A 24,712-nucleotide genomic window follows, 5' to 3' on the forward strand; every position below is an offset into this window, starting at 1 on the left:
CTGTCTGCACGCGACGCCTTTGGCCTGCGAGGATAGCGCTCCCAGGTGACCGGCACCACGCCACCCCGACCCTCGGGTGGTCAGCCGATCCGTTCGATGACCAGGGCTGCTGCGGCTGGCGCGGTCGGTGCAATGTGCACCGCGCGAGTTGCCTCCGCCAGGGCCGCCGGAATCCGCGACGGATCCTCGGCGCGCAGCTCGTAGAGAGGGTCGCCGGCCCGCACCGCGTCACCCGGCCGCTTGTGCAACACCACGCCGGCCGGCACGCTGACCGGGTCCTCCTTGCGGGCCCGGCCCGCGCCGAGCCGCCAGGCCGCAACCCCCATGGCGTACGCGTCGACGGCTGCCACGTATCCGTCCTGGTCGGCCCGGACCACCTCGACCTCCGGGGCGGTCGGCATCGGTGCGTCCGGATCGCCGCCCTGCGCCCGGATCATCGCCCGCCAGGAGTCCATCGCCCGCCCGTCGCGCAGGGCAGCAGCGGGGTCGACGTCCGGTAGGCCGGCGGCGTCGAGCATCTCCCGGGCCAGCGCGAGGGTCAGCTCCACCACGTCGGCGGGCCCTCCCCCGGCCAGCACCTCGACCGACTCGGTCACCTCGACCGCGTTGCCGATGGTCAGGCCGAGCGGGGTGGACATGTCGGTGAGCAGGGCGACCGTCCGTACGCCGTGCGCACCGCCCAGCTCCACCATCGTGCGTGCCAGCTCGCGGGCCTGGTCGACGGACTTCATGAAGGCGCCCGAGCCGACCTTGACGTCGAGGACCAACGCTCCGGTGCCCTCGGCGATCTTCTTACTCATGATCGAGCTGGCGATCAGCGGGATCGCCTCCACGGTGCCGGTCACGTCGCGCAGCGCGTACAGCTTGCGGTCGGCCGGGGCGAGCCCCGCGCCGGCCGCGCAGATCACCGCGCCGACCTCGCCGAGCTGGCTGATGAACTCGTCGTTGCTCAGCCCCGCCCGCCAGCCCGGGATGGACTCCAGCTTGTCCAGCGTGCCACCGGTGTGCCCGAGGCCCCGTCCGCTGAGCTGCGGAACGGCGGCGCCGCACGCGGCGACCAACGGCGTGAGCGGCAGCGTGATCTTGTCGCCGACGCCGCCGGTGGAGTGCTTGTCGACGGTGGGACGGCGTACCGCCGAGAGGTCGAGCCGCTCACCGCTGGCGATCATCGCGGCGGTCCACCGGGCGATCTCCGGCCCGGTCATGCCGTTGAGCAGAATGGCCATGGCCAGCGCCGACATCTGCTCGTCGGCGACGACCCCCCGGGTGTACGCGTCCATCACCCAGTCGATCTGCGCGTCCGACAGCACACCCCCGTCCCGCTTGACCCGAATAACGTCAACAGCAGCAAACCCGCTCACCTTGTGGTTCCTTCTCGCGTCGTCATGCAGAACCCGACCCACGGTCGGTGACCACGTCGGGGCGCTCAACCCCAACGAACCGGGATCTCCGCAGGCGGCTCCCCCTCGCCAGCCCAGAAAATCGTGCCCGTCTCGTCCACCACGACGACGCGCGGCGTCCGGGCCATTCCCCAGGTGATCGCCTCGGCAGGGTCGTCCCAGTTCGGCGCCTCCTCCAGCACTCCGGTCTCGGCGTCCGCGTCGTCCCCGGCCGACCGCTCCCAGTACGCCGTCCAGACCTGCTGCCCCGCAGACATGTCCGGGTGCACGAAGACGGTGCCGCGCCCGCGCCAGGCGGCCAGCCGCTCCGGGACCACCGGCACCGGAGTCTCCCCGGTCACCGCCTCCAGGTTCTCCACGCCGAAGGCGTGCGGCAGCAGTTCGGCCATCCGCAGCGGGCGGGTCTTCGTCTCGATCAGGCACTCCGGGCCGCCGTTCTCCCAGAGCAGTTGCCGGCACCGGCCGCACGGCATCAGCGGCTCACCGGTGGCGTCGACGCAGGAGAGCGCGACGAGGCGACCGCCACCGGTGGCGTGCAGGCTGGACACCACTCCGCATTCGGCGCAGAGCGTCACCCCGTACGCGGCGTTCTCGACATTGCAGCCGACCACGACGCGGCCGTCGTCCACCAGCGCCGCGGCGCCGACCGGGAACGTCGAGTACGGCGCGTACGCGTGCCGCATCGCTTCGGTGGCGGCAGCTCGTAGTCGTTCCCAGTCGATCTCGGTCATCCCGTCATTCTGCCCGAAGCAGCGCAGGTCAGACGCGACCAGGGTGCCGGTCGACGTCCCACCGCGCCGGCTCCGGGCGGTGTGACCGGATGCTCCAGATTACGGATAAAGTCGTTGTTCAGAGCATGGAGGTACCGTTCGGCGGCGAAACGTACTAATGATCATGAAGGGATCTATTGTGCGAATCGCAAAACGAGTCGGGGCCGCGCTGACCGCGTTCGGGGTGACCCTCGGTGGACTCACCATGGCCACGACCACGAGCGCCCAGGCCAGCGCGAGTCAGTGCAAGTCGGGCCAGATCTGCCTGTACGAAGTGGAGAACTTCTCCGGCGGGATCTTCCGGGTGAGCGGAGGGTGCGACCTCAACCTCGGCGACAACCACTTCGACAACGGCAACCCGGTCGCGGACCACACCTCGTCGATCATCAACAACAGCGGTAGCGCGGTGTTCCTCTACGAGCTCGCCGACCCGTACCGCAAGAGCGGGTACGAGCTGGGCGTGGGGGCGAAGAAATCCCTGTCGAACCTGCGCAGCGTGCAGGTCCTCGACTACCGCGACGGCACCTTCAAGATGGTCAACTTCAACGACAAGGCGTCCGCCGCCTGCTAGACGGCGGACACCACAAGCGGCGGTCGACCGGTCCCGGTCGGCCGCCGCTTTCGCATGTCGTCAGCCCTTGATGTACGGCTTACCGTCGGCGGCGGGCGCCCGGACCCGACCGACCAGACCGGCGACCGCCAGGATGGTCGCCAGGTAGGGCAGCATGGCCAGGAACTGGCTCGGGATCACACTGTTGATGGCACCCAGGTAGGTGGCGAGCTGGTCGGCGAAGCCGAAGAAGAGCGCGGCGAGCAGCGCCCCGGTCGGGTTCCAGCGGCCGAAGATCAGCGCGGCCAGCGCAATGAAGCCCTTGCCGCCGATCATGTTCTTGGTGAACGAGTAGAGCGCCAGCGTGTACGACGCGCCACCGATACCGGCGACCACACCGGCCAGCAGCACGTTGCGGTAGCGCACCCGCAGCACCTTGACGCCGAGCGTGTCGGCGGCGATCGGGTGCTCACCCACCGACCGGGTCCGCAGCCCCCAGCGGGTGCGGAACAGCCCGATGTGGATCACCAGCACCAGCAGCAGGCCGAAATAGAGGAAGATGTTGCCGCGGAACAGCGCCGGCCCGAGCACCGGAATGTCCTTGAGCAGCGGGATCTCCCAGTTGCTGAAGCGGGGCGCGCTGTTGTACTTCTCCGCGTCGGTCTGCATCAGCCGCTCGTAGAGGAAGCCGGTGACACCGACCGCGAGCAGGTTCAGCACGATGCCCATGACGACCTGGTCGACCAGGTAGCGGATGGCGAAGACGGCCAGCAGCAGCGAGATGAACGCGCCACCGATGGCGGCGGCGACCAGGCCCACCCAGACGTTGCCGGAGATGCTGCCGAACAGCGCGCCGCTGAACGCGCCCATCAGCAGCTGCCCCTCGATGGCCACGTTGACCACGCCAGACCGCTCGCAGAGCACCCCGGCCAGCGCGCCGAAGATCAGCGGCAGGGCCAGGATGAACGTGCCCCGGATGATGTTGACCAGCGGCATGAAGTTCTGCCCGGTCGGCGCGGCGGAGACCTGCCAGCAGAGGAAGGAGAGCACGAAACCGACCAGCCCGACGCCGAGCACGGGAAGGAACCAGCGCTTCGGCACTCCGGCGAGCAGCGCCGCGCCAGCGGCGATCGCGATGATCCCGAACAGGATCGCGCCGATCGTGCCGTTGATCTCCAGCGCCGCGCCGGCCGCGTCGTCGCTGAGCGTGAAACGGGCCTGCTGGTCGGTGGCGAGGGCGCCGAAGAGCACCGCCGAGAGCAGGCCGAGCGCCAACAGGGTGAGGCCGACCTTGCGGGGCCGGGTCCAGAAGCCCTCGTCGACCTGGGCGACGGCGACGTCGGGGACAGCCATGGTGGACATGCGTTACCAGCCCTTCGCCAGGCTCGTCTGCAACCGGGCGGCCCGTGCGGCCCGGAGCTGGAAGATCGCCTTCACCAGGGCGGGTGCGGCGATGAAGATGACGATCAGCGCCTGTAGCACGGTCACCAGCTCCAGCGAGATACCTGAGTACGACTGCATCCGGTTGCCCCCGGCCTGCAACGCACCGAACAGCAGCGCGGCGAGCAGCACGCCCCACGGCTTTACCCGGCCGAGCAGCGCCACCAGGATGCCGTCGAAGCCGATCTGCGCGACCACCAGCGGGGTCAACGCGCTGGCGGTCGAGCCGAGCACCATGTTCGAGCCGCCCAGACCGGCCAGGATCCCGGAGAACACCATGATCAGGATGTACGTCCGGGTGACGCTGATGCCCGCGGTCCGTGCGGCGTCCGGGTTGGCGCCGACCGCCCGCAGCTCGAAGCCGAGCGTGGACCGGTTGAGCAGCCAGGCGACCGCCCAGGTGGCCAGCACGGCGAGCAGGATGCCGGCGTGCACCCGCAGGTTGTCGCCGAGCAGGCGGGGCAGCTGCGCGGAGGTGTCCACCGCCTTGCTGATCGCGTCGGTCCGCTTCGGGTCCTGCACGCCGTTCTGCACGATGAGCCAGGTCAGGAAGTACGTGGCGACGTAGTTGAGCATGATCGTGTTGATCACCTCGTGCGCGCCGGCGCGGGCCTTGAGGATGCCCGGGATGAAGCCCCACAGCGCCCCGCCTAGCGCGCCGGCCAGCACCGCCACCAGCAGGTGCAGGCCGGGCGGCAACGGCAGCAGGAAGCCGGCCAGCGCGGCCAGGATAACGCCGATGGTCGCCTGACCCTGCGCGCCGATGTTGAACAGGCCGCCGCGGAAGGCCAGCGCCACCGCCAGGCCAGTGAAGACCAGCGGCGCGGCGTACGTAAGCGTCTCGGAGATCGGCGCGAGCACCGCCTGCCAGCCGTTGCTGCCGTTCAGCCAGCCGGAGAACGCCTCCGGGTCGAAGATCGAGCCCTTGAACAGGTTCGCGTACGCCTCACTCACCAGCGTCCAGCTCGAACTGAACGCGTCCGAGGGGCGGGCGGTGATGTAGGTGTAGGTGTGCAGCACGTCCGGATCAGAAATGATCATCAACACCGCGCCGACCACGATCGCCAGCACCAGTGACAGCAGGGTCACCGTGAAGGTGTTGGCCGCCCAGAGGTTGTCCAGGAACAACCGGCCCAGGGACTGCTCCGGCTCCGGTTCGGGCTTCGACGCCGGGGAGGCCGGCTGGGTCGCCGACTCAGCCCGTTCGGTGTTGCCGAGCGCGTTCTGCGCGGCCTGCGCCTTGCTCGCCGGCTCCTTGTCCGGCGAGCCGGACTGCGGGGTGGGGTCGCTCATGCCTCGTCCTCGTTCGCGGAGCCCGCGTCGCTCGCCGGACTCCCGTCGATGGCCGCGCCGTCGGTCGGCTCGGCGTCCGTGCCGTGTTCGGCGTCCGTGCCGTGTTCGGCGTCCGGGCTGATGCCGGCCATCAGGAGGCCGATCTCCGCACGCGGGGTGTCCGGGCCGACGATGCCGATGATCCGGCCGCGGTACATCACCGCGATCCGGTCAGCCAGCCCGACCACCTCGTCGAGCTCGCTGGACACCACCAGGACCGCGGTGCCGACGTCCCGCTCGTGGATGATCTGGCTGTGGATGAACTCGATCGACCCGACGTCCACGCCACGGGTGGGCTGGGCGGCGATGAAGAGCTTCAACGGCCGGGACAGCTCCCGTGCCACGATCACCTTCTGCTGGTTGCCGCCGGAGAGGGTGCCCACCGCCGCGTCCGCTGACGAGGTGCGGACGTCGAACTGCTCGATCCGCTCCTTCGCCGACACGGCGATCGCGTCCGACTTCAGCGCGAGTCCGGCGCCGAACGGCGGCCGGTCGTACATGTCGAGCACCAGGTTCTCGGCGACGCTGAACTCCTTGACCAGGCCATCCACGCTGCGGTCCTCGGGCACGTAGCCGACGCCGGCGCGGAGCACCCTCTTGGTCGTCCAACCGTCGATCCGGTCACCGCCCAGGCTGACCGTGCCGGCGAGCACCGGGCGCAGGCCCATGATCGCCTCGATCAGCTCCGTCTGACCGTTGCCCTGCACCCCCGCCACACCGAGGACCTCGCCCGCCCGCACGGTCAGGTCCACCCCGTCGACGGCCCGGACCTGTCGGTCGTCTTCGACGACCAGCCCGGCCACCTCCAGCACCGGGTCACCCGGGGTGGACGGCGACTTGTCGACCGTGAGCCGCACGCTGCGGCCCACCATCAGCGCGGCCAACTCGTCCCGGCTGGCCTCGGGAGAGGCCGTACCGACGGTCTTTCCGCGCCGAATCACCGTGATCCGGTCGGCGATCGCCTTGACCTCGCCCAGCTTGTGGGTAATGAAGACGATCGACTTGCCGGCCGCCTTCAGCGACCGCATGACCGTCAACAGTTCGTCGGTCTCCTGCGGAGTGAGCACGGCGGTCGGCTCGTCCAGGATGAGCAGGTCGACGTCGCGGGTGAGCGCCTTGACGATCTCGACGCGCTGCTGGATGCCGACCGGCAGATCCTCGATCACCGCGTCCGGATCGACCCGCAGGTTGTAGCGCTCGGACACCTCGGCGACCTCGCGCCGGGCCCGCCGCCGGTCCAGGAAGCCGGCGATGCCGCCCCGGGTCTGCTCGGCGCCGAGCATGATGTTCTCCGCGACCGTGAAGACCGGCACCAGCATGAAGTGCTGGTGCACCATGCCGATCCCGGCGCCGATCGCGTCGGACGGACCCTTCAGCTTCAGCGGCTCGCCGTCGACCAGGATCTCGCCCTCGTCGGGCTGGTAGAGCCCGTAGAGCACGTTCATCAGGGTCGACTTGCCCGCGCCGTTCTCGCCGAGCAGGGCGTGGATCTCTCCAGGCTCCACCGTCAGGTCGATGTGGTCGTTGGCGACCAGATCACCGAACCGCTTGGTGATGCCGCGCAGTTCGAGTCTCAGCGCAACCTCCTGGAGTGCGAGCGATGGTGCAGCGTAGCTGCCGGTGACCGGGCTGGACCGGCCGGCCGCCGTGGCGAGATCGGCCGCTCCGGCCCACGGGTGGTCACCCGCGACGCCGGAGCGGCCGTATCGGTCGTACCTGTCCCCCGCCGGCCCCCCGATGATCCCACCGGAAAAGCCGGCCGGTCGTCACTTGGTCGGCTGGGCCTTCGAGGTGACGGTGATGGTGCCGGCGGCGATGTCCGCCTTGATCTTGTCGACCTCGGTCTTCAGCTCGGCCGGAACCTTGCTGTCGAAGTCGTGGAACGGAGCGATCGAGACACCGGTGTTGGCCAGGGTGCCGACGAAGCCCGGCTTGGCCTGCAACTTCTCGCCACCGGCGGCCTTGAGTACGGCCTCCTTGACGGCCTCCGGGATGTTCTTGACCACGGTGGTGATGATCGCGGCGCAGTCCGGGGTGCTCTCGCAGCCGTCGACGTCCACCCAGATGGTGTTGTACTTGCCACCGGACGCCTTGGCCGCGGAGGTGGTGCCGAGGCCGGAGCCGCCGGCGACCGGCATGATGATGTCCGCGCCCTGGGCGACCAGCGCGTCGGAGACCTTCTTGCCCTCGTCCTGCTTGGCGAAGTCGTTGGTGAAGGAACCCTTCTGGGTCTCCTTGTTCCAGCCCAGCGCCTGGACGTTCTTCTTCTTGGTGGTGTTGTAGTACGCCACACCGTCGACGAAGCCGTCCATGAAGATCGTCACCGGCGGGATCGGCAGACCACCGTAGGTGCCCACCTTGCCGCTCTTGCTCATCCCGGCGGCCAGGTAGCCGGCCTGGAACGCGGCCTGGGCGGTGTCGAACTGCATCGGGTAGACGTTGGCGTCACCCGGGTTGGCGTCGACGATGCCGAACTGCTGGTTCGGGTTCGCCTTGGCGATCTTCGAGGTCGCGTTGGCCATCAGGCCGCCGACGGCCAGGATGAAGTCGCACTTCTGGTTGACGAACTGCGTCAGGTTCGGCTCGTAGTCGGCCTCGGCCTTCGACGCGACGTACTTGATGTCGATGTTGTCGTTGGCGGCCTTGGCCGCCTGCAGGCCCTTCCAGGCCGAGGTGTTGAACGACTTGTCGTCGATGCCGCCGACATCGGTCACCATGCAGGCGCTGTACTTCTTGGCGCCACTGCCGGCGTTCTTGTCATCATCGGGGGCCTCGCCACACGCGGCGGCGCTGAGCACGAGCCCACCTGCCGCGAAGATCGAGGCGATCCGCATCCCACGCACCGAGCGCAAGACGTCTCCTTCCCATTGCACACCGCGCCTAGTGCGGTGGCAGCCCATCAGCCGACCTGCGGGTGTGCCGCCGGCTGTCCCACGTTACGGACGGGAGCGTACGCCCGCGCCCACCCACCGGCCGACAATCGTGCACGACTGTTGAGCGCCTGTTACCCGGGTGTAACCCTTGCGTGGGGCACATCACTCTTCGTGCTGCTAACCGAACGCCGAGGCGTCGCGGATGTCCGGTTTCCGGCGAGCGGTTCCTCCTCGGACGCTACCGCCAAAAGACCGCCACTGCCGCATTGACCAGGGTCAGGCCGACGATCGCGAGGAAGTGGCCGCGGTTGACCACGTCCCGCTTACGAGAGAAGAAGACCATGACGAAGATGAGCAGCGCGATCACCAACTTCGTCACAAGTTTCGCGGGGTCCGGCTCGGCGTCACCGCCGCCGCGCAGGGGCGCGGACAGCCCGAGGCCGGTCAGCAACTGGATCACGGCGCCCCAGAGCATGGCGGAGTTGATCCGCAGCTTCCCGCTGACGTACTGGGCGATCGAGCCACCGAGCAGCAGGGCGAAGCCGATCAGATGGACATAGAGGAGAATAAGTCGAAGTGCTTCCACGCCACCCATCCTCCCCCATCAACGACACTTTGTAGTAGTTGGGTCGGTCAATCGGCGTGGCAGTCCCGCCCGAGCCTCGCGCGCGCCGATCACCTACTGCCGGTCGACGCGGCTGCCTGGTTGGAACGGCGCTGAACGGGTAACCCAATTCCGACCTGGTCGTCCGTCGTGCCCCGCGCCAACGGGCGACTGGGCTGCCGACCCCTTGTGGTGGGGGGTGAGGTGCACCGGCGTCACGCGGAGCGAACTCCGCGCGGCGCCGGTGTTCGTGTGACGCCCGTGGTGTGTCCGGTCGCCGCCGTGGGTACCGCCAGGGACACCGACGCGACGGAGGTGACCCCCATGGTGGTACGGATGGCGCAGTACACGATCGACGTCGAGGACCTGGACCTGATGGTCACGTTCTGGTCGGCGGCGCTCGGCTACCAGGTCGAGCAGGGCGACGACGGCAGCGCCAAGCTCTGGCCGCCGGAGCAGCCGACCGCCCCCGCGCCCACCATCTGGTTGCAGGGCTCCGGCACCACCAAGCAGGGCAAGAACCGGGTACACCTCGACCTGGTCGCGGACACCGACCCGCAGGCCGAGGTACGTCGGCTGGTCGGCCTCGGCGCACGGCACGTCGACGTCGGCCAGACCGGGAACGAGCGGTTCACCGTGCTCGCCGACCCCGAGGGCAACGAGTTCTGCGTGCTGGACGGCCCGCCGACGCGCTGACCCGCCGCGTCACTTCGCGGTGAGCAGCGCCGCGATCCGGGTGAAGCCGGCGCGCACCTCGGCCTCGTCCGGCGGCTCGGCGGGCTCGCCGTGACCCGCCTCGTCGACCGCGGCGTCCAACTCCTCGTCGATCACGTCCTCGAAGTCGCCGTACAGGTCGGCCCCCTCGACCTGCCGGGCCTCGTCCTCGGCGGCCACCTGCGCGGCGGCGATCTCGCTGCGGATCTCGTCGGCCGACAGCGCCGTCAGCAGCGGCTCGACCACCGCCATCAACTGCTCCTCGGCCACCACCGCCTCGGCCAACGCCAACGCGTGCGGCCGTTCGTACGGCCCGCAGACCACCGGCTCCCACTCGTCCAGGTCTCCGAGCGGCCCGAAGGTGATGATCCACGGCAGGCCGAGCATCGGCGAGTCGGCCGGCAGGTCCAGTGTCATAAGTGCGCCCACGCGCTCATCATGGTCCGCGAACGCGAGCATCGGTGCTGTTCTGTTCAGTTACCGCCCGTCCGGAGTCCGATCGGCAGCCACTCAGCGGCCCGGCGACGTACCGCCTGGATGCAACCCGCGTACAGGTCGAGCGCGAGGTTTTCGTCGGAGTTGTGGTTGGCGAGCAGCCTTCGCCGTCCTCGGCTCAGTCGTGCCGGGTGGCGTCGACGGCGGCGCGGACGAGAGCGACAGCGCGATCGGGAGGTACGCCCAGCCGCCGCGCCTCGGCGGCGTACTCGACGGCGACCCGGTGTAGCCGGTCGACGGCGTCGTCCCGCCCAGGGGCGACGAAGGTGCCGTTGCGTCCCCGGGTCTGCAACAGTCCGGCCGCCTCCAACTCCCGGTACGCCCGCGCCACCGTGTTCGCGGCCAGGCGCAGGTCGGCGGCGAGCTGCCGGACGGTGGGCAGGCGGCTGCCCACGGGCAACCGGCCGTCGCCGATGAGCTCGGCGAGCTGCACACGCACCTGCTCGTACGGGGGCACCGGCGAATCCTGGTCGACCGTGATCAGCACGTCGGGCATCTCCGCCGTCACCCCGCACCGCCCGGAGCGCCGGGATCGGTGTTCTCGTCGACATCCACCGCCGGGGCACCCTCGGCCAGGTCCACCACACGCCCGCTCCGGCTGGTCGCGAGCAGCGCCGCTCCGAACAGCACCAGTTGGTTCAGCAGATAGAGGTAGAGCAGCAGACCGACCGCGCCGGCCACGACGGTGTACGCCGGATTCCGCTCGGTGCGCACCACGTAGTACCGCCCCACGGTGTTGAGCAGCGTGATGCCCACCGCCACCAGCAGCACCACCGGACGCAACCGGGACCGGCTCATCCGCAGTCGGGGCACCGCGAGCAGCAGCGCGGTGGCGAGAACCGCGTTGACCAGCACACTGAGTACGGCGCTGACGGTGGTCAGGCCGACCGACCCGGTGCTGCGCAGCAGGAAGCGCAGCAGGGACTCCAACGCGTCCACCGCCGCCACGGAGAGGCCGAGCAGCACGAAGACGCCGATCAGCACCCCTAGGTCGACCAGCCGCCGGACCACGAGGTTGCCGGGCTGCTGGTTGAGCGCGTACATGAGCCGCTGGGAGGAGCGGATGGCCTCCACCCAGCCGATGCCGGTGAACACCAGGATGACCAGGCCGACCACCCCGACCGTCCCGCTGGAGTTCGCGATCTGCTGCGCGTCCAGGAACGGCAGGTTCTCCTTCAGGAACCCAGCCGCCGCCTCGCTGACCTCGTCGTTGTCCTCCAGGATCGCGCCGAAGATGGAGTACGCGACCAGGGCGAGCGCGAAGACTGCGAAGAAGCCGTAGTAGGCGATCGCTGCGGCGAGCCGCCCCGCCAACACGTCGGCGTAGAGCGTCCCGGCGCGCCACACGTGGTCGAACAGGCCCGACCGGGCGCGCGCGGCACCCACCCAGCGGTCGATACCCGCCTCGATCCGGCCGATCACGTTCACGCAATCATCCTCGCCGATCTCCTGCCGCCGTCCCGGCAACCAGCACAAGACTGCTCGCCGCCCGGCGCGTCGCCGAGCTTCAGTCGCCGAGGCGGAAGTCCCGGCGCGGCTGCCACCGGGCCTGTCCACTGTGCGAGAACAGGGTGAACCCGTCGACCTCGAACATCGCGGAGAAGTCGGCCAGATCCTCGTACACCTTGTCCAACGCCTCCGGAGCGACGTCCTGGGCCACGGTGACGTGCGGATGGTACGGGAAGCGGGTCGGGCGGTGCAGTCCCGGCGCGGCCGCGATGGCCGCGGCCAGCAGTTCGCATTCGCTGATGCCGGCGGCCACCGCCACGAACACCACCTGCGTCACCGGCCGGAACGTGCCCGTGCCCCGCAGGTGCAGCGTGAACGGCAGGTGCGCGGCGGCCACGGCGGCGAGGTGCCGCTCGACGCCTGGCAGCACGTCGGTCGGGATCTCGGTCGGGCCGAGCAGCGTCACGTGCGCGGGCACCGCGAGGGGATCACCCGCCTCGACCCGTCGCCGGGTGAGCTGCGCCCCCCACGGCTCCGGGATGTCCACCGCGATGCCGATCTGCACGGTGTCGCCGCTCGACGGCACCCCGCCACTGCGATCCACGCTCCGTGCCACCACGTCGGCCACCTGTCCCCGCAGCGTTATTCGCCGCGCACCGGCGGGAAGAAGCCGATTCGCTCGTACACGGACCGCAGGGTCGCGCCGGCTACGGACCGGGCCTTCTCCGCGCCGGCGGCCAGCAGCTTGTCGAGCTGGGCCGGGTCGTCGAGGTACGTGCGCGTGCGCTCCTGGATCGGACGGACGAACTCCGCCACCACCTCGGCCAACTCCTTCTTGAGGTCGCCGTAGCCGCGACCGGCGAACGCCGACACGAGGTCGTCGATGCCACGCCCGCTGAGTGCCGAGTAGATGGTCAACAGGTTGGACACACCCGGCTTGGTCTCGGCGTCGAAGACGATCTCCCGGCCGGTGTCGGTCACCGCGGAGCGGATCTTCTTCGCGGACCGGGCCGGGTCCTCCAGCAGGTCGATGATGCCCGCCGGCGAGGACGACGACTTGGACATCTTCGCCGTCGGGTCCTGCAGGTCGGTGATCTTCGCGGTGTCCTTGACGATGTGCGGCGCGGGCACGGTGAACGTCGCGCCGAACAGCGAGTTGAAGCGCTGGGCAAGATCGCGGGACAGTTCCAGGTGTTGGCGCTGGTCCTCGCCGACCGGCACGGCGTTGGCCTGGTAGAGCAGGATGTCGGCGGCCTGCAGGACCGGGTAGGTGAACAGCCCGACGCTGGCCCGCTCGTTGCCCTGCTTCTGCGACTTGTCCTTGAACTGGGTCATCCGGCTGGCCTCGCCGAAGCCGGTGATGCAGCCGAGCACCCAGGCCAGCTGCGGGTGCTCGGGCACCTGCGACTGCACGAACAGGGTGCTGCGGTCGGGGTCGATACCGACCGCGAAGAGCTGGGCGGCCGCCACCCTGCTCCGTTGACGCAGGACCGCCGGGTCGTGGCCGGCGGTGATCGCGTGCAGGTCCACCACGCAGTAGAACGCGTCGTGGGTGTCCTGCAGGGCCACCCAGTGCCGCACGGCTCCCAGGTAGTTGCCGAGGTGGAACGAGTCGGCCGTCGGCTGGATGCCGGAGAAGACGCGGGGTCGTTCGGGAACGTCGGGCATGACGATAATTCTGTCAGCAAGCGAGCGGAGCCGTCATGACGGGCCGGCGCGTCGGCCCCGGCCTGCCGGTGTCGGGGCGCTGACCTCGCGTCGCCCGGCCGTGCCTACCCGTCGACTCGGCCCCACAGCGCCGCCGCGCCGCTGCCCCGCGGCGCTCCCGTCCGCCTCGCGCAGAAGGCCGGTGGCGGGGTCGCGCCGCTGTTCCGGCACCCGTACCGCCGTCACCGCGAGCCGGGCGACCCGGCGTCCGTCCAGGGCCAGCACCCGCAGCAGCCAACCGTCCGCCGGGGCCGCCGGATCTCCTCCGCCGCCGTCGGACGGCTCGGCGGGTACCGGAACCTCGTCCCCGGCCAGCGGCAACCGACCCAGCACGGCCATCACGTACCCGCCGACGGTCTCGTACGGCCCGGCGGGCAGCGCCACCCCGGTCCGCTCGGCGAAGTCGGCGAGGTTGAGCCGGCCGTCCACCACCGCAGGCAGACCGGCGTGCGTCGAGTCGGGTGTCGCGTCGTACTCGTCGTGGATCTCCCCGACGAGTTCCTCGATGAGGTCCTCCAGGGTGACGATGCCGGCGGTTCCGCCGTACTCGTCGATCACCACCGCCAGGTGGTGTCCCTCCCGGCGCATCTCGGTCAGCGCGGCCAGGACCCGCTTGCTCCCGGGCACCTGCTTGACCTCGCGGGTCAGCTCGCCGACGGTGCCACAGGGGTCGGCGTCCGGACGCAGCAGCACGTCCCGCAGGTGCACGAACCCGACCACGTCGTCATGGGTGCCGTCGGTGACCGGGTAGCGGGTGTGCGTCTCGGCCCGCACCAGCCGGGCGGCCTCGGCGATGGTCAGCCGGGCCGGCAGGAAGACCACCTCGGTGCGGGGCATCATCACCTCGCGGACGAGGCTCGCGCCGGCCACCAACACCTCGTCGATGATCCGTCGCTCGTCCGGGTCGAGCACCGTGTTGGCCGCGACCAGATCCCGTAGCTCGGCCTCGGAGATGCGCTCCCGACCGGCCGCCGGACCGGTCCCGAGCAGATTGGTGACGAGGCGGCTGGCGCCGTCGGCGGTACGGACCAGCACCCGGGCGACGGCTCGGGCGAGCGGCCCGGGGTCGCGGGGGGAGCCTCCCCGCCCGCGTCGTCGGAGCCCGGAACGGGCCGCTTCCCGCATGACAGAGATGGTAGACACCGTGTGCCCGCCACACGGGAGATCACACGGAGTCACCGGGGCATGTGCGGCTCTGTTTAAACATGAGAGATTATGATGGAATGGCGCGCGGCGCGATCCACACTGCTCCCGATCGCCGCCGTAGGGTGATCACCAAGGGCCACGTCCCGGCGGGCCAGGCAGGAGGCAACGACGTGAAACTGCTCGTCACCGGGGGTGCCGGTTTCATCGGCAGCGTGGTGACCCGGATGCTGCTCGACGCCGGCCACCAGGTCGTCGTCCTGGACGACCTGCGCACCGGTCACCGTGAGGCGCTCGCTCCGGACGCGACCCACGTCGAGGCGTCCATCCAGGACGCCGCCCAGGTCCTCACCCCCGACGCCGGCTTCGACGGAGTGCTGCACTTCGCCGCCCTCATCGCCGCCGGCGAGTCGATGGTGAAGCCGGAGCTGTACTGGCAGACCAACACCGTCGGTACGCTCGCCCTGATCAACGCGGTCCGCGCCGCAGGGGTACCGCGGATGGTCTTCTCCTCCACGGCCGCCGTCTACGGCAACCCCACCGAGCTGCCGATCACGGAGACCGCGGTCAAGGCACCCACCAACACGTACGGCGCCACCAAGCTCGCCGTCGACATGGCGCTCACGTCCGAGGCCGTCGCGCACGGGCTGGCCGCCGTGTCGCTGCGCTACTTCAACGTGGCCGGAGCGCACCTCGCCGGCGACGTCGCGCTCGGCGAGCGCCACGACCCGGAGACGCACCTCATCCCGATCGCCCTCGAGGTCGCCGCCGGTAGGCGGGAGAAGCTCCAACTCTTCGGCGACGACTACCCCACCGTGGACGGCACCTGCGTACGCGACTACATCCACGTCGCCGACCTCGCCCGCGCGCACCTGCTGGCGCTGGACGCCGCCACCGTGGGTCAGCACCGCATCTACAACCTCGGCAACGGAAACGGCTTCACCAACCGCCAGGTGGTCGACGTGGTCCGCGAGGTCACGGGTCACCAGCTTCCGGTCGAGGTGGCGCCGCGCCGCGAGGGTGACCCCGCCGAGCTGGTCGCCTCCTCCGCGCTGGCCCGTGACGAGCTGAGTTGGGTGCCCCGCAAGCCCACCCTGCACGACATGGTCGGCGATGCCTGGGCCTTCTACCGCGCGCACGTCCTGGAGCAGTCGTGAGCGGGAGGAGTGAGCCGGATTTGCGAGCCCCGCAGTCGCGAACAAAGGAGGCGCTATGACCGGCCCCACCGGTGACGTCGTCGAGCGGGCCACGGTCGGCTTCACCGAACAGTACGACGGTCCGGCCGCCGGCCTCTGGGCCGCACCCGGTCGGGTCAACCTGATCGGCGAGCACACCGACTACAACGACGGGTTCGTGCTGCCCTTCGCGCTGCCCATGCGTACCGTGGTCGCCGCCGACCGGCGGGACGACGAGCGCTGGACGGTCTGGTCCGAACTCTCCGGCGAGACGATCAGCTTCGACGCGGACGACGTGGCCGAGCCCGGCCGGGTGACCGGCTGGGGCGCGTACGTGGCCGGGGTGGTCTGGGCGCTGCGCGACGCCGGCCACGCGGTGCCCGGCGCCCGGCTGGCCATCGCCTCCGACGTGCCGCTGGGTTCCGGGCTCTCCTCGTCGGCCGCGCTCGAGTCGGCGGTGCTCGCCGCCCTGCTCGACCTCGCAGGACTGGAGCTGCCCGCAGAACGGCAGCCGCGGCTGGCGCAGCGGGCGGAGAACGTCTACGTGGGCGCACCGACCGGCATCATGGACCAGTCCGCCGTGATCCGCTGCCGCGCCGGCCATGCACTCTTCCTCGACTGCCGCGACGAGTCCGTCGAGCACATCCCGTTCGACCTGGACGCCGCCGGGCTGGCCGTGCTGGTCATCGACAGCCGCGCCCCGCACCGGCACGCCGACGGCGAGTACGCCGCCCGCCGCCGATCCTGCGAGGCCGCCGCCGAGGCGCTCGGCGTCCCGGCGCTGCGCGACGTGCCGGTCGACCAGCTCGACACCGCCCTGGCCCGGCTCGACGACACCGAGACCCGACGGCGGGTCCGACACGTCGTCACCGAGGACCAGCGCGTGCTGGACACTGTCACGCTGCTGCGCGCCGGCCGGGTCCGCGACATCGGCCCGCTGCTCACCGCCTCACACGTCTCGATGCGCGACGACTTCGAGATCACCGTGCCGGAGATCGACACGGCGGTCGAGGCGGCGCTGTCGGCCGGCGCGTTGGGGGCACGGATGACCGGCGGCGGGTTCGGTGGCTGCGTCCTCGCCCTGGTCGAGACCGACCGCGCAGACGCGGTGGCCGAGGCCGTCCGGGCCGCCTACGCCGAACGCAACTACACGGCCCCCACCACGGTTCCGGTCCTCCCCGCCCCCGGCGCCACCCGCCTGCACTGACCCCGGCCGGCGTTCCCCCGGTGATCACCCCGGTGCTCAAGAGGTTCGCGTCAGAATCCGGGCTCGGATTGACGCAAACCTCTTGATCACCGGATGGGTGGGTGGAGCGGGTGGAGCGGGCAGGGCGCTAGGCGGCTTCGACGATCATGGCGGCGCCCACCGTGCGATTGGTGGCCTCGTCGATGATGACGAAGCCGCCGGTGGTGCGGTTGCGGCGGTACTCGTCGGCCAGCAGCGGCACCGTCGTCCGCAGCCGCACCCGGCCGATCTCGTTGAGCCGCAGTTCGTCGGCCGACTCGTCGCGGTGCAACGAGTTGATGTCCAGCCGGTAGTACAGCCCGCGCACGATCGCCCGCGCCGACCGCGTGGTGTGCTTGATCGCGTAGCGGCCGCCGACCCGTAGCGGGGCCGTCTCGTCCATCCAGCAGACCATCGCCTCGATGTCCTGGGCGACGGCGGGCGCGTTGTTCGGCCGGCAGATCATGTCGCCCCGGGAGATGTCGATCTCGTCGGCCAGCCGTACCGTCACCGACATCGGCGGGAACGCCTCCGCGACCGGCCCGTCGGCGGTCTCCACGGCGGCGATCCGGCTGGTGAAGCCGGACGGCAGCACCATCACCTCGTCACCCGGCTTGAGCACACCGGAGGCGACCTGACCGGCGTAGCCGCGGTAGTCGGTGACCGTGGTGGACTGCGGGCGGATCACGTACTGCACCGGGAAGCGGACGTCGACCAGGTTGCGGTCACTGGCGATGTGCACCCGCTCCAGGTGGTGCAGCAGCGACGGGCCCTCGTACCAGGGCATGTTCTGCGATCGGGCGACGATGTTGTCGCCGCGCAGCGCGGAGATCGGCACCACGGTCAGGTCCGGTACGTCGAGCTTCGCGGCGAACGCGGTGAACTCGTCGGCGATCCGCTCGTAGACCTCCTGCGACCAGTCGACCAGGTCCATCTTGTTGACGCACAGGACCAGGTGCGGCACCCGCAGCAGCGAGCACAGGAACGCGTGCCGGCGGGACTGCTCGACCAGGCCCTTGCGGGCGTCCACCAGGATCAACGCCAGGTCGGCCGTGGACGCGCCGGTGACCATGTTGCGGGTGTACTGGATGTGCCCTGGCGTGTCCGCGATGATGAACTTGCGCCGGGGCGTGGCGAAGTACCGGTACGCCACGTCGATGGTGATGCCCTGCTCCCGCTCCGCGCGCAGGCCGTCGGTCAGCAGCGCGAGGTTGGTGTACTCGTCGCCACGGGCCACGCTGACCGCCTCCACCGCGGCCAACTGGTCGGTGAAGAGCGACTTGGTGTCGTACAGCAGCCGGCCGATCAGGGTGGACTTCCCGTCGTCCACGCTGCCGGCGGTCGCGAACCGCAGCAGGTCCATGGACCGAGCCTCCGGCCCGGCCCCGGTAACAGCCCGCGCCTGCGCATTCGTGGATGCCAGGGTCTCGGTGCTCATCAGAAGTAGCCCTCCCGCTTACGGTCCTCCATGGCGGCCTCGCTGACCCGGTCGTCACCACGGGTCGCGCCCCGCTCGGTGATCCGGGTGGCCGCCACCTCCTCGATGACCTTCTCCACGGTGTCCGCGTCCGAGCGGACCGCCGCGGTGCAGGAGGCGTCGCCGACGGTGCGGTAACGCACCTGGGCCTTGAACCGCTCCTCGCCGGCGCGTGGGCGGAAGAACTCGTTGACCGCGTAGAGCATGCCGTCGCGCTCGATCACCTCGCGCTCGTGGGCGTAGTAGATCGAGGGCAGCGGGATGCGCTCGCGGGCGATGTAGTGCCAGACGTCCAGCTCGGTCCAGTTGGACAGCGGGAAGATCCGGATCGACTCGCCCGGGTGGTGCCGGCCGTTGTAGAGCGACCACAGCTCCGGTCGCTGGTTCTTCGGGTCCCACTGACCGAACTCGTCGCGGAAGCTGAACACCCGCTCCTTGGCCCGCGCCTTCTCCTCGTCGCGGCGCGCGCCGCCGAACAGCGCGTCGAAGCGGTGCTTCTCCACCGCGTCGAGCAGCACGGGCGTCTGGATCCGGTTGCGCATCCCGTCGCCGGACTCCCGGACCATGCCACTGGCCAGGGCCTCCGGCACGCTCGCCACGACGAGCTGCAACCCCAGCTCGGCGACCCGCTGGTCGCGGTACTCCAGCACCTCGGGGAAGTTGTGCCCGGTGTCGACGTGCATGACCGGGAAGGGGATGTTGGCCGGAGCGAACGCCTTCTGCGCCAACCGCAGCATGACGATCGAGTCCTTGCCGCCGGAGAAGAGCAGCACCGGACGTTCCATCTCGGCGACAACCTCGCGCATCACGAAGACACTCTCCGCCTCGAGAGCGTCCAGGTGGGAGACCCGGTAGGCCGCGGGGGAGGTCATGACACTCGCTCGCTCATCCGATTTCCAGACCTTTCCGGTCGGACATGTCAAGAAGTGCGCTCAGGCTACCCGGAATGCCTCTGCAGCGCTGCAAGCAACCGGCTGGCGAGATCCTTGCGACAGACCAACAGGTCCGGCAGGCGCGGATCCGCCTCGTTGTATCGAAGCGCAGAACCGTCGATCCGGGAAGCGTGCAGTCCGGTGGCCGTCGCCACAGCCACCGGCGCCGCCGAGTCCCACTCGTACTGCCCGCCGGCGTGGATGTACGCGTCCACCTCGCCGGTCACCACCGCAGCGATCTTCGCCCCGGCGGAACCCATCGGCACGAGGTGCGCGCCCACGTCCTCGGCCAGGTCGGTCAGGAAGACCGGTGGCCGGCTCCGACTCGCCGCCAGACGGATCTTGCGCTCACCGGCCGTCGCCGCCTCCACCGTCATCGGCGGGTACGCCGGCGGATAGTCGGTGCACAGCACCCGGTGCTGCGCCGGCAACCCCACCGCTCCGGCGACCAGCCCGTGCGGGCTCGGCGCGCTCCGCGCCCAGAGCGCGACGTGCACCGCCCAGTCCGAGCGGCCCTCCTCGGCGAACTCCCGGGTGCCGTCCAACGGATCGATGATCCAGACCCGGTCCGCGGTCAGACGGGACACCGCCCCGGCGTTCACCTCCGCCGCCCAGGCCAACCGCGAGCCCTCGTCCTCCTCGGACAGCACCGCGTCGCCCGGTCGCCACCGCGCCAACTCCGTGCGGATCAGGTCGTGCGACACCTTGTCCCCGGCCGACTTGAGCGCCCCGGTGTCCGCGAAGCCCAACTCCGCACGCAGGTCGAGCAGCGCCTGACCGGCCCGGGAGGCCAACCATCGGGCGAACGCCCCGTCGATCATCGGAGGACTGCCCATCTGCCCGCTCCCGTCGCCTCGCCGCGGCCCGTGCCCGCACGCACCGATCGGCCGCGACCCGCGTCGCCGGCCACGGCACGCCGAAAGGCGCAGACTACCGGCCCGGCGTTTCCGATCCGGTACGCACCGCCCGACTCAACCCCCGTGATACAGGTTCTGGGTCGGCTCCACGCCCTTGACGATCACCGACTCCACCACGTCGGCGGCCCGGTCCACCAGGAAATCGAGCTCCTTGCGTTCCGCCGCGCCGAAATCCGACAGAACGAAATCGGCCGGGTCCTGCCGCCCCGGCGGGCGACCCACCCCGAACCGCACCCGGACGTAGTCCTTGGTGCCCAACGACTTCGACATCGAACGCAGGCCGTTGTGCCCGCCCTCGCCGCCACCGCACTTGATCCGCACCTGACCGAACTCGATGTCCAGCTCGTCGTGCACCGCGACCACCTGCGCCGGGGGCACCTTGTAGAACTGCGACAGCGCCGCCACCGGCCCGCCGGAGAGGTTCATGTACGTCAGTGGCTTCACCAGCACCAGCTTCGGGCCGCCGAACCCCAGCCGACCCTCCGCGACCTCGGCCACCGCCCGCTTGTGCCGGCCGAACCGCGCGCCCACGCGCCCAGCCAGCAACTCGGCCACCATGAACCCGACGTTGTGCCGGTTCCCGGCGTACTCCCGGCCCGGGTTACCCAGGCCGACCACCAGCCACGGCCCCGCCTCGTCCGTCACGACCCGCCCCTCCCGCGTCCTTGCCGACTCCCCATAAGCCGGCAGGCGCCCCCGAAGCTCGGGGACGCCTGCCAGCAGAGTACGAACCGATCAGGCCTCGGTACGCGCCTCGGTGCTCTCGTCGCCCTCGGCGGCCGGGGTGGCGTCCGCGCCCTCGGAGCCCTCGGTGGTCTCGCCGACCTCGGCCTCGGCCTCGTCGGTGGCCGTCTCGACCTCGGGCAGCGTCGCCTCGAGCTGCTCCGCCGTCGGCGCGGCGGTCACCGAGGCGACCGTCAGCTCCGAGTCGGCGACCAGCTCGACACCCGAGGGCAGCTCGACGTCGGCGGCGGTCACCTGGGAGCCCGCCTCCAGGCCCTCGATCGACGCCTCGAGGTGATCCGGGACCTTGGTGGCGTCGGCGGTCACCGAGAGGGTGTCGTGGTCGTGCACGATCAGGGTGTCCCGGGCGGCCTCGCCCGTCAGCTGCACCGGAACCTCGACGGTGACCTTCTCGCCGCGGCGGACCAGGATCAGGTCCACGTGCTCGAAGCTGTCCTTGATCGGGTCACGCTGGATCGCCTTCGGCAGCGCCAGCACCTGGGTGCCGTCGGTGATCTCGATCGCGAAGAGCTGGTTGGCGCCACCCTTACGGATCGCGGCGGCGAACTCCCGCGACGGCAGCGCGATGTGCTTGGGCTTCTCGCCGTGGCCGTACAGCACGGCGGGCACCTTGCCGGCCCGGCGGGTACGACGGGCACCACCCTTGCCGAACTCGGTGCGGGGCTCGGCGCTGATCTTTACCTCGGACACGGGGAAACTCCTGATGCTTCGCTGCGGCGGCTTGTCGTCTGGCGGTGCTGGGGCGAGGGGCTCGCTGGGGCTCATGCGTCATGAACGACTGCCCGGAGCACCGCGTCGATGACGGTGCCTCCGTGCGGCGCTATTCAGCGGCCCGCCGGGCACCCTCGCCGTGGCAACCGCACCAGTCTACCCGAGCCATTTCCCAGGTTTCCGGCAGTCCCCGGTCACGGCTCCAGGCTGACCCGCCGACGGTGTTTCCCGTCGGCGAGTCAGCCCTTTTCGACCAGTTTGTCAGCCTTCGTCGCCGGATTCGGCCACTCTCAGCTCAGGCCACCGAAGAGGGTGGTCACCGAGCCGTCGTCGAACACCTCCCGGATCGCCCGCGCCAGCAGCGGCGCGATCGACAGCACGGTCAGCTTGTCCAACTGCTTCTCCGGCGGCAACGGCAGTGTGTTGGTCACCACGACCTCGCTGATCGAGCTGTTCTTCAACCGCTCGGTGGCCGGGTCCGACAGCAGCGCGTGGGTGGACGCCACCACGATCTCCGCCGCACCCGACTCCTTCAGGATGTCCGCCGCCTTGGTGATCGTCCCACCGGTGTCGATCATGTCATCGACGATCAGGCAGACCCGACCCTCCACCTCACCGACCACCCGGTTCGCCACCACCTGGTTCGGCTTCATCGGGTCACGGGTCTTGTGGATGAACGCCAGCGGGCAGCCGCCCAGCCGGTCGGTCCACCGCTCGGCCACCCGCACCCGGCCCGAATCCGGCGCCACCACGGTCATCGGCCGACCCGCGTACTTGTGCTCCACGTACTCGGCGAGCACGTCCATGGCGAAGAGGTGATCCACCGGGCCGTCGAAGAAGCCCTGGATCTGGGCGGTGTGCAGGTCGACCGTGAGGATCCGGTTCGCACCGGCGGTCTTCAGCAGATCCGCCACCAGGCGGGCCGAGATCGGCTCCCGACCCCGGTGCTTCTTGTCCTGCCGCGCGTACGGATAGAACGGCAGCACCACGGTGATCCGCTTCGCCGAACCCCGCTTCAACGCGTCCACCATGATCAGGGTCTCCATGACCCAGGTGTTCACCCCGTGCGTCACGGACTGCACCACGAAGGCGTCCGAACCACGCACCGAATCCTTGAACCGTACGAAGATCTCGCCGTTGGCGAACTCGTACGCGTCAGCCGGCGTCGGTGCCACGCCGAGCACCTCGCCGATCTCCTTGGCCAACTCCGGGAAACCCCGTCCGGAGAAGAGCATCAGGCTCTTGCGGTTTTCGGCGACGATGCTGCCCATGGGCCCGTCTGCTCCCGTTTGTCGGCGGTACCCGGCCCGGTGGTGGTGGGTCGGGGACTATTCGGTTGCAGTATCTCCCGCGCCGGACGCACCGCCCACCGTCTCGGCCCGCCCGTGCATTGCCTCACTGTCACTTGCGGTGCCGCCCACCTCCGACGCACCCTTCGCATCGCGGGCACGCTGCGCGGCCTCGGCCGCCGCCGTACCGGCCCGCCGCATCACCACCCAGCCCTCGATGTTGCGCTGCCGCGCCCGGGCCACGCCCATCGCGCCCGCCGGCACGTCGTCCACGATCACCGAACCGGCCGCCGTGTACGCGCCGTCGCCCACCTCGACCGGCGCCACGAACATGTTGTCCGCCCCCGTCCGGGCGTGGCTGCCGATCACCGTACGGTGCTTGTTGACCCCGTCGTAGTTCACGAAGACCGACGCGGCCCCGATGTTGGTCTGCTCGCCGATCGTCGCGTCACCCACGTACGTCAGGTGCGGCACCTTGGAGCCGGCGCCGATCTCGGAGTTCTTCACCTCGACGAACGTACCGACCTTCGCCTTGTCCGCGAGCCGCGCGGCGGGCCGCAGGTACGCGTACGGCCCCACGCTCGCGCCCGCGCCCACCTCGGCGCCGACCGCGTGACTGCGGACCACCGACGCGGCCGGGCCGACGATCGTGTCGATCAGCGTGACGTCCGGTCCGATCAGCGCGCCCGCACCGACGACCGTGGCGCCGCGTAGCTGGGTGTTCTGGTCGATCACCGCGTCGCGGTCCACCGCCACCGTCACGTCGATCCAGGTGGTCACCGGGTCGAGCAGGCTCACCCCGGTGCGCATCCAGGCCTCGTTCACCCGGTCGCGCAGCAGCCGACGCAGCGACGCCAACTCCACCCGGTCGTTGCACCCGAGCGTCTCGACGTGATCGACGGCCACGTGCACCGCGACCGGCTCGCCGGCCGAGCGGAGCAGAGCGAACACGTCGGTCAGGTACTCCTCGCCCTGGTCGTTGTCCGTGGAGAGCTTGCCCAACCCGTCGCGCAGCCGCGCCGCGTCGAACGCGTAGATGCCAGCGTTGATCTCGCGGATCGCGCGCTGCGTCGCGTCGGCGTCGCGCTCCTCGACGATCTGCTCCAGTCGGCCGTCGGCGTCCCGGACGATCCGCCCGAGCCCGGTCGGGTCGGGCACCTCGGCGGCCAGCACGGTGGCCGCCGCGGCAGCCTCCTCGTGCGCGGTGACCAGCGCCCCGACCGTCTCCGGTCGGAGTAGCGGCACGTCCCCGTTGATCACCACGACCGTGCCGGCGCCCTCCGGCACGGCATCCAACGCGATCCGCACGGCGTGCCCGGTGCCGAGCTGCTCGGCCTGGAGCACGGGCGTGGCGTCGGGGGCGATCTCGGTCAGGTGGGCGCGGACCTGGTCGGCGCCGTGGCCCACCACGACGACGGTGCGGTCGGCGGCCAGCGGCGCGGCGGCGCTCAGCACGTGGCCGAGCAGCGTACGACCGAGCAGGGGGTGCAGCACCTTGGGCAGTGTCGACTTCATCCGCTTGCCCTCACCGGCGGCAAGTACGACGACGGTACGAAGGTGGGGCTGGGGCACGACGTGGCTCCCGTCGGGACGGTGGACACTCTCGCGGCCATGCTAACCACGAGGCCCGGCACGGTTCCCTCTTACCCCCACGAGAACCTAAAGCGGACTTATGGGGACAGCTCGGCCGCCAGGGTTCGAACCTGAAATACGGGTACCAAAGACCCGGGTGTTGCCAATTACACCACGGCCGATCACCACGTCG

General features: G+C 70.3%; 23 protein-coding genes, 1 tRNA gene and 1 pseudogene. 4 read left to right on the plus strand and 21 right to left on the minus strand.

Annotation, left to right across the window (positions count from 1 at the left end; translation table 11 throughout):
• Positions 1 to 80 precede the first annotated feature (80 nt).
• A complete protein-coding gene (locus ACLQ24_RS01545; protein ID WP_425888591.1) occupies positions 81 to 1,361 on the minus strand; it encodes a thymidine phosphorylase in 1,281 nt (426 codons plus the stop codon).
• 65 nt (positions 1,362 to 1,426) lie between these two features.
• Complete coding sequence (locus tag ACLQ24_RS01550; RefSeq protein WP_425888592.1) at positions 1,427 to 2,131, minus strand: cytidine deaminase; 705 nt, start codon at positions 2,129 to 2,131, stop codon at positions 1,427 to 1,429.
• Between the two features lie 163 nt (positions 2,132 to 2,294).
• Here ACLQ24_RS01550 and ACLQ24_RS01555 point away from each other — a divergent pair, with 163 nt between their 5' ends.
• The gene (locus tag ACLQ24_RS01555; protein WP_425888593.1) at positions 2,295 to 2,741 is read left to right on the plus strand and encodes a peptidase inhibitor family I36 protein; all 447 of its coding nucleotides are present in this window, start codon (positions 2,295 to 2,297) and stop codon (positions 2,739 to 2,741) included.
• 60 nt (positions 2,742 to 2,801) lie between these two features.
• Here the strand turns inward: ACLQ24_RS01555 and ACLQ24_RS01560 are convergent, their stop codons facing one another.
• The 5 genes from ACLQ24_RS01560 to ACLQ24_RS01580 form a co-directional block, all read right to left on the minus strand.
• Positions 2,802 to 4,082, minus strand: coding sequence for an ABC transporter permease (locus ACLQ24_RS01560; RefSeq protein ID WP_425888594.1), 1,281 nt, complete (start codon positions 4,080 to 4,082; stop codon positions 2,802 to 2,804).
• A 3-nt stretch (positions 4,083 to 4,085) separates the two neighbouring features.
• Positions 4,086 to 5,453, minus strand: coding sequence for an ABC transporter permease (locus ACLQ24_RS01565; protein ID WP_425888595.1), 1,368 nt, complete (start codon positions 5,451 to 5,453; stop codon positions 4,086 to 4,088).
• Complete coding sequence (locus ACLQ24_RS01570) at positions 5,450 to 7,069, minus strand: ABC transporter ATP-binding protein (RefSeq protein ID WP_425888658.1); 1,620 nt, start codon at positions 7,067 to 7,069, stop codon at positions 5,450 to 5,452. The genes ACLQ24_RS01565 and ACLQ24_RS01570 overlap by 4 nt, the downstream gene beginning before the upstream one ends.
• Positions 7,070 to 7,258: 189 nt before the next feature.
• A complete protein-coding gene (locus ACLQ24_RS01575; protein ID WP_425888659.1) occupies positions 7,259 to 8,326 on the minus strand; it encodes a BMP family lipoprotein in 1,068 nt (355 codons plus the stop codon).
• Positions 8,327 to 8,603: 277 nt separating this feature from the next.
• The gene (locus tag ACLQ24_RS01580; RefSeq protein WP_425888596.1) at positions 8,604 to 8,951 is read right to left on the minus strand and encodes a hypothetical protein; all 348 of its coding nucleotides are present in this window, start codon (positions 8,949 to 8,951) and stop codon (positions 8,604 to 8,606) included.
• Between the two features lie 342 nt (positions 8,952 to 9,293).
• On the opposite strand from ACLQ24_RS01580, the gene ACLQ24_RS01585 reads away from it, so the two are divergent.
• Positions 9,294 to 9,665, plus strand: coding sequence for a VOC family protein (locus ACLQ24_RS01585; protein ID WP_425888597.1), 372 nt, complete (start codon positions 9,294 to 9,296; stop codon positions 9,663 to 9,665).
• A gap of 9 nt (positions 9,666 to 9,674) precedes the next feature.
• Here the strand turns inward: ACLQ24_RS01585 and ACLQ24_RS01590 are convergent, their stop codons facing one another.
• From ACLQ24_RS01590 to ACLQ24_RS01615, 6 genes and pseudogenes are all read right to left on the minus strand, one after another.
• Positions 9,675 to 10,112 (minus strand): hypothetical protein, encoded by a 438-nt coding sequence (locus ACLQ24_RS01590; RefSeq protein WP_425888598.1) that lies wholly within the window; start codon positions 10,110 to 10,112, stop codon positions 9,675 to 9,677.
• 184 nt (positions 10,113 to 10,296) lie between these two features.
• Positions 10,297 to 10,674 (minus strand): GntR family transcriptional regulator, encoded by a 378-nt coding sequence (locus tag ACLQ24_RS01595; protein ID WP_425888599.1) that lies wholly within the window; start codon positions 10,672 to 10,674, stop codon positions 10,297 to 10,299.
• Positions 10,675 to 10,682: 8 nt separating this feature from the next.
• A complete protein-coding gene (locus tag ACLQ24_RS01600) occupies positions 10,683 to 11,606 on the minus strand; it encodes a YhjD/YihY/BrkB family envelope integrity protein (RefSeq protein WP_425888600.1) in 924 nt (307 codons plus the stop codon).
• 79 nt (positions 11,607 to 11,685) lie between these two features.
• A complete protein-coding gene (locus tag ACLQ24_RS01605) occupies positions 11,686 to 12,255 on the minus strand; it encodes a 2'-5' RNA ligase family protein (RefSeq protein ID WP_425888601.1) in 570 nt (189 codons plus the stop codon).
• Between the two features lie 14 nt (positions 12,256 to 12,269).
• Positions 12,270 to 13,295: a tryptophan--tRNA ligase gene (trpS, locus tag ACLQ24_RS01610; protein WP_425888602.1), complete on the minus strand. Its 1,026-nt coding sequence runs from the start codon at positions 13,293 to 13,295 to the stop codon at positions 12,270 to 12,272.
• Between the two features lie 189 nt (positions 13,296 to 13,484).
• Positions 13,485 to 14,459: pseudogene (locus ACLQ24_RS01615) on the minus strand (hemolysin family protein); the annotation flags it as partial.
• A gap of 245 nt (positions 14,460 to 14,704) precedes the next feature.
• Here ACLQ24_RS01615 and galE point away from each other — a divergent pair.
• Both galE and galK read left to right on the plus strand, forming a co-directional pair.
• Positions 14,705 to 15,634: a UDP-glucose 4-epimerase GalE gene (gene galE / locus ACLQ24_RS01620; protein WP_425888660.1), complete on the plus strand. Its 930-nt coding sequence runs from the start codon at positions 14,705 to 14,707 to the stop codon at positions 15,632 to 15,634.
• Positions 15,635 to 15,689: 55 nt separating this feature from the next.
• Entirely contained in the window at positions 15,690 to 16,859 is a 1,170-nt protein-coding gene (gene galK / locus ACLQ24_RS01625; RefSeq protein ID WP_425888603.1) for a galactokinase, read from the plus strand.
• 127 nt (positions 16,860 to 16,986) lie between these two features.
• On the opposite strand, the gene ACLQ24_RS01630 is transcribed toward galK, so the two are convergent.
• The 8 genes from ACLQ24_RS01630 to ACLQ24_RS01665 form a co-directional block, all read right to left on the minus strand.
• On the minus strand, positions 16,987 to 18,315 hold the full coding sequence (locus ACLQ24_RS01630; protein WP_425888604.1) for a sulfate adenylyltransferase subunit 1: 1,329 nt from the start codon (positions 18,313 to 18,315) through the stop codon (positions 16,987 to 16,989).
• The gene (cysD, locus tag ACLQ24_RS01635) at positions 18,315 to 19,226 is read right to left on the minus strand and encodes a sulfate adenylyltransferase subunit CysD (protein WP_425888605.1); all 912 of its coding nucleotides are present in this window, start codon (positions 19,224 to 19,226) and stop codon (positions 18,315 to 18,317) included. The genes ACLQ24_RS01630 and cysD overlap by 1 nt, the downstream gene beginning before the upstream one ends.
• 65 nt (positions 19,227 to 19,291) lie before the next feature.
• Complete coding sequence (locus ACLQ24_RS01640) at positions 19,292 to 20,122, minus strand: inositol monophosphatase family protein (protein ID WP_425888606.1); 831 nt, start codon at positions 20,120 to 20,122, stop codon at positions 19,292 to 19,294.
• Positions 20,123 to 20,257: 135 nt separating this feature from the next.
• A complete protein-coding gene (gene pth, locus ACLQ24_RS01645; RefSeq protein WP_425888607.1) occupies positions 20,258 to 20,848 on the minus strand; it encodes an aminoacyl-tRNA hydrolase in 591 nt (196 codons plus the stop codon).
• A 90-nt stretch (positions 20,849 to 20,938) separates the two neighbouring features.
• On the minus strand, positions 20,939 to 21,637 hold the full coding sequence (locus tag ACLQ24_RS01650) for a 50S ribosomal protein L25/general stress protein Ctc (RefSeq protein ID WP_425888608.1): 699 nt from the start codon (positions 21,635 to 21,637) through the stop codon (positions 20,939 to 20,941).
• A 311-nt stretch (positions 21,638 to 21,948) separates the two neighbouring features.
• Entirely contained in the window at positions 21,949 to 22,929 is a 981-nt protein-coding gene (locus tag ACLQ24_RS01655) for a ribose-phosphate diphosphokinase (RefSeq protein WP_425888609.1), read from the minus strand.
• A 57-nt stretch (positions 22,930 to 22,986) separates the two neighbouring features.
• Positions 22,987 to 24,519, minus strand: a complete 1,533-nt coding sequence (gene glmU, locus ACLQ24_RS01660) for a bifunctional UDP-N-acetylglucosamine diphosphorylase/glucosamine-1-phosphate N-acetyltransferase GlmU (RefSeq protein WP_425888610.1) — start codon at positions 24,517 to 24,519, stop codon at positions 22,987 to 22,989.
• 110 nt (positions 24,520 to 24,629) lie between these two features.
• A tRNA-Gln gene (locus tag ACLQ24_RS01665) sits at positions 24,630 to 24,701 on the minus strand.
• Positions 24,702 to 24,712 lie beyond the last annotated feature (11 nt).

Origin of the sequence: Micromonospora sp. DT4 (genome assembly GCF_049841675.1) — a bacterium.
GTDB lineage: Bacteria > Actinomycetota > Actinomycetes > Mycobacteriales > Micromonosporaceae > Micromonospora.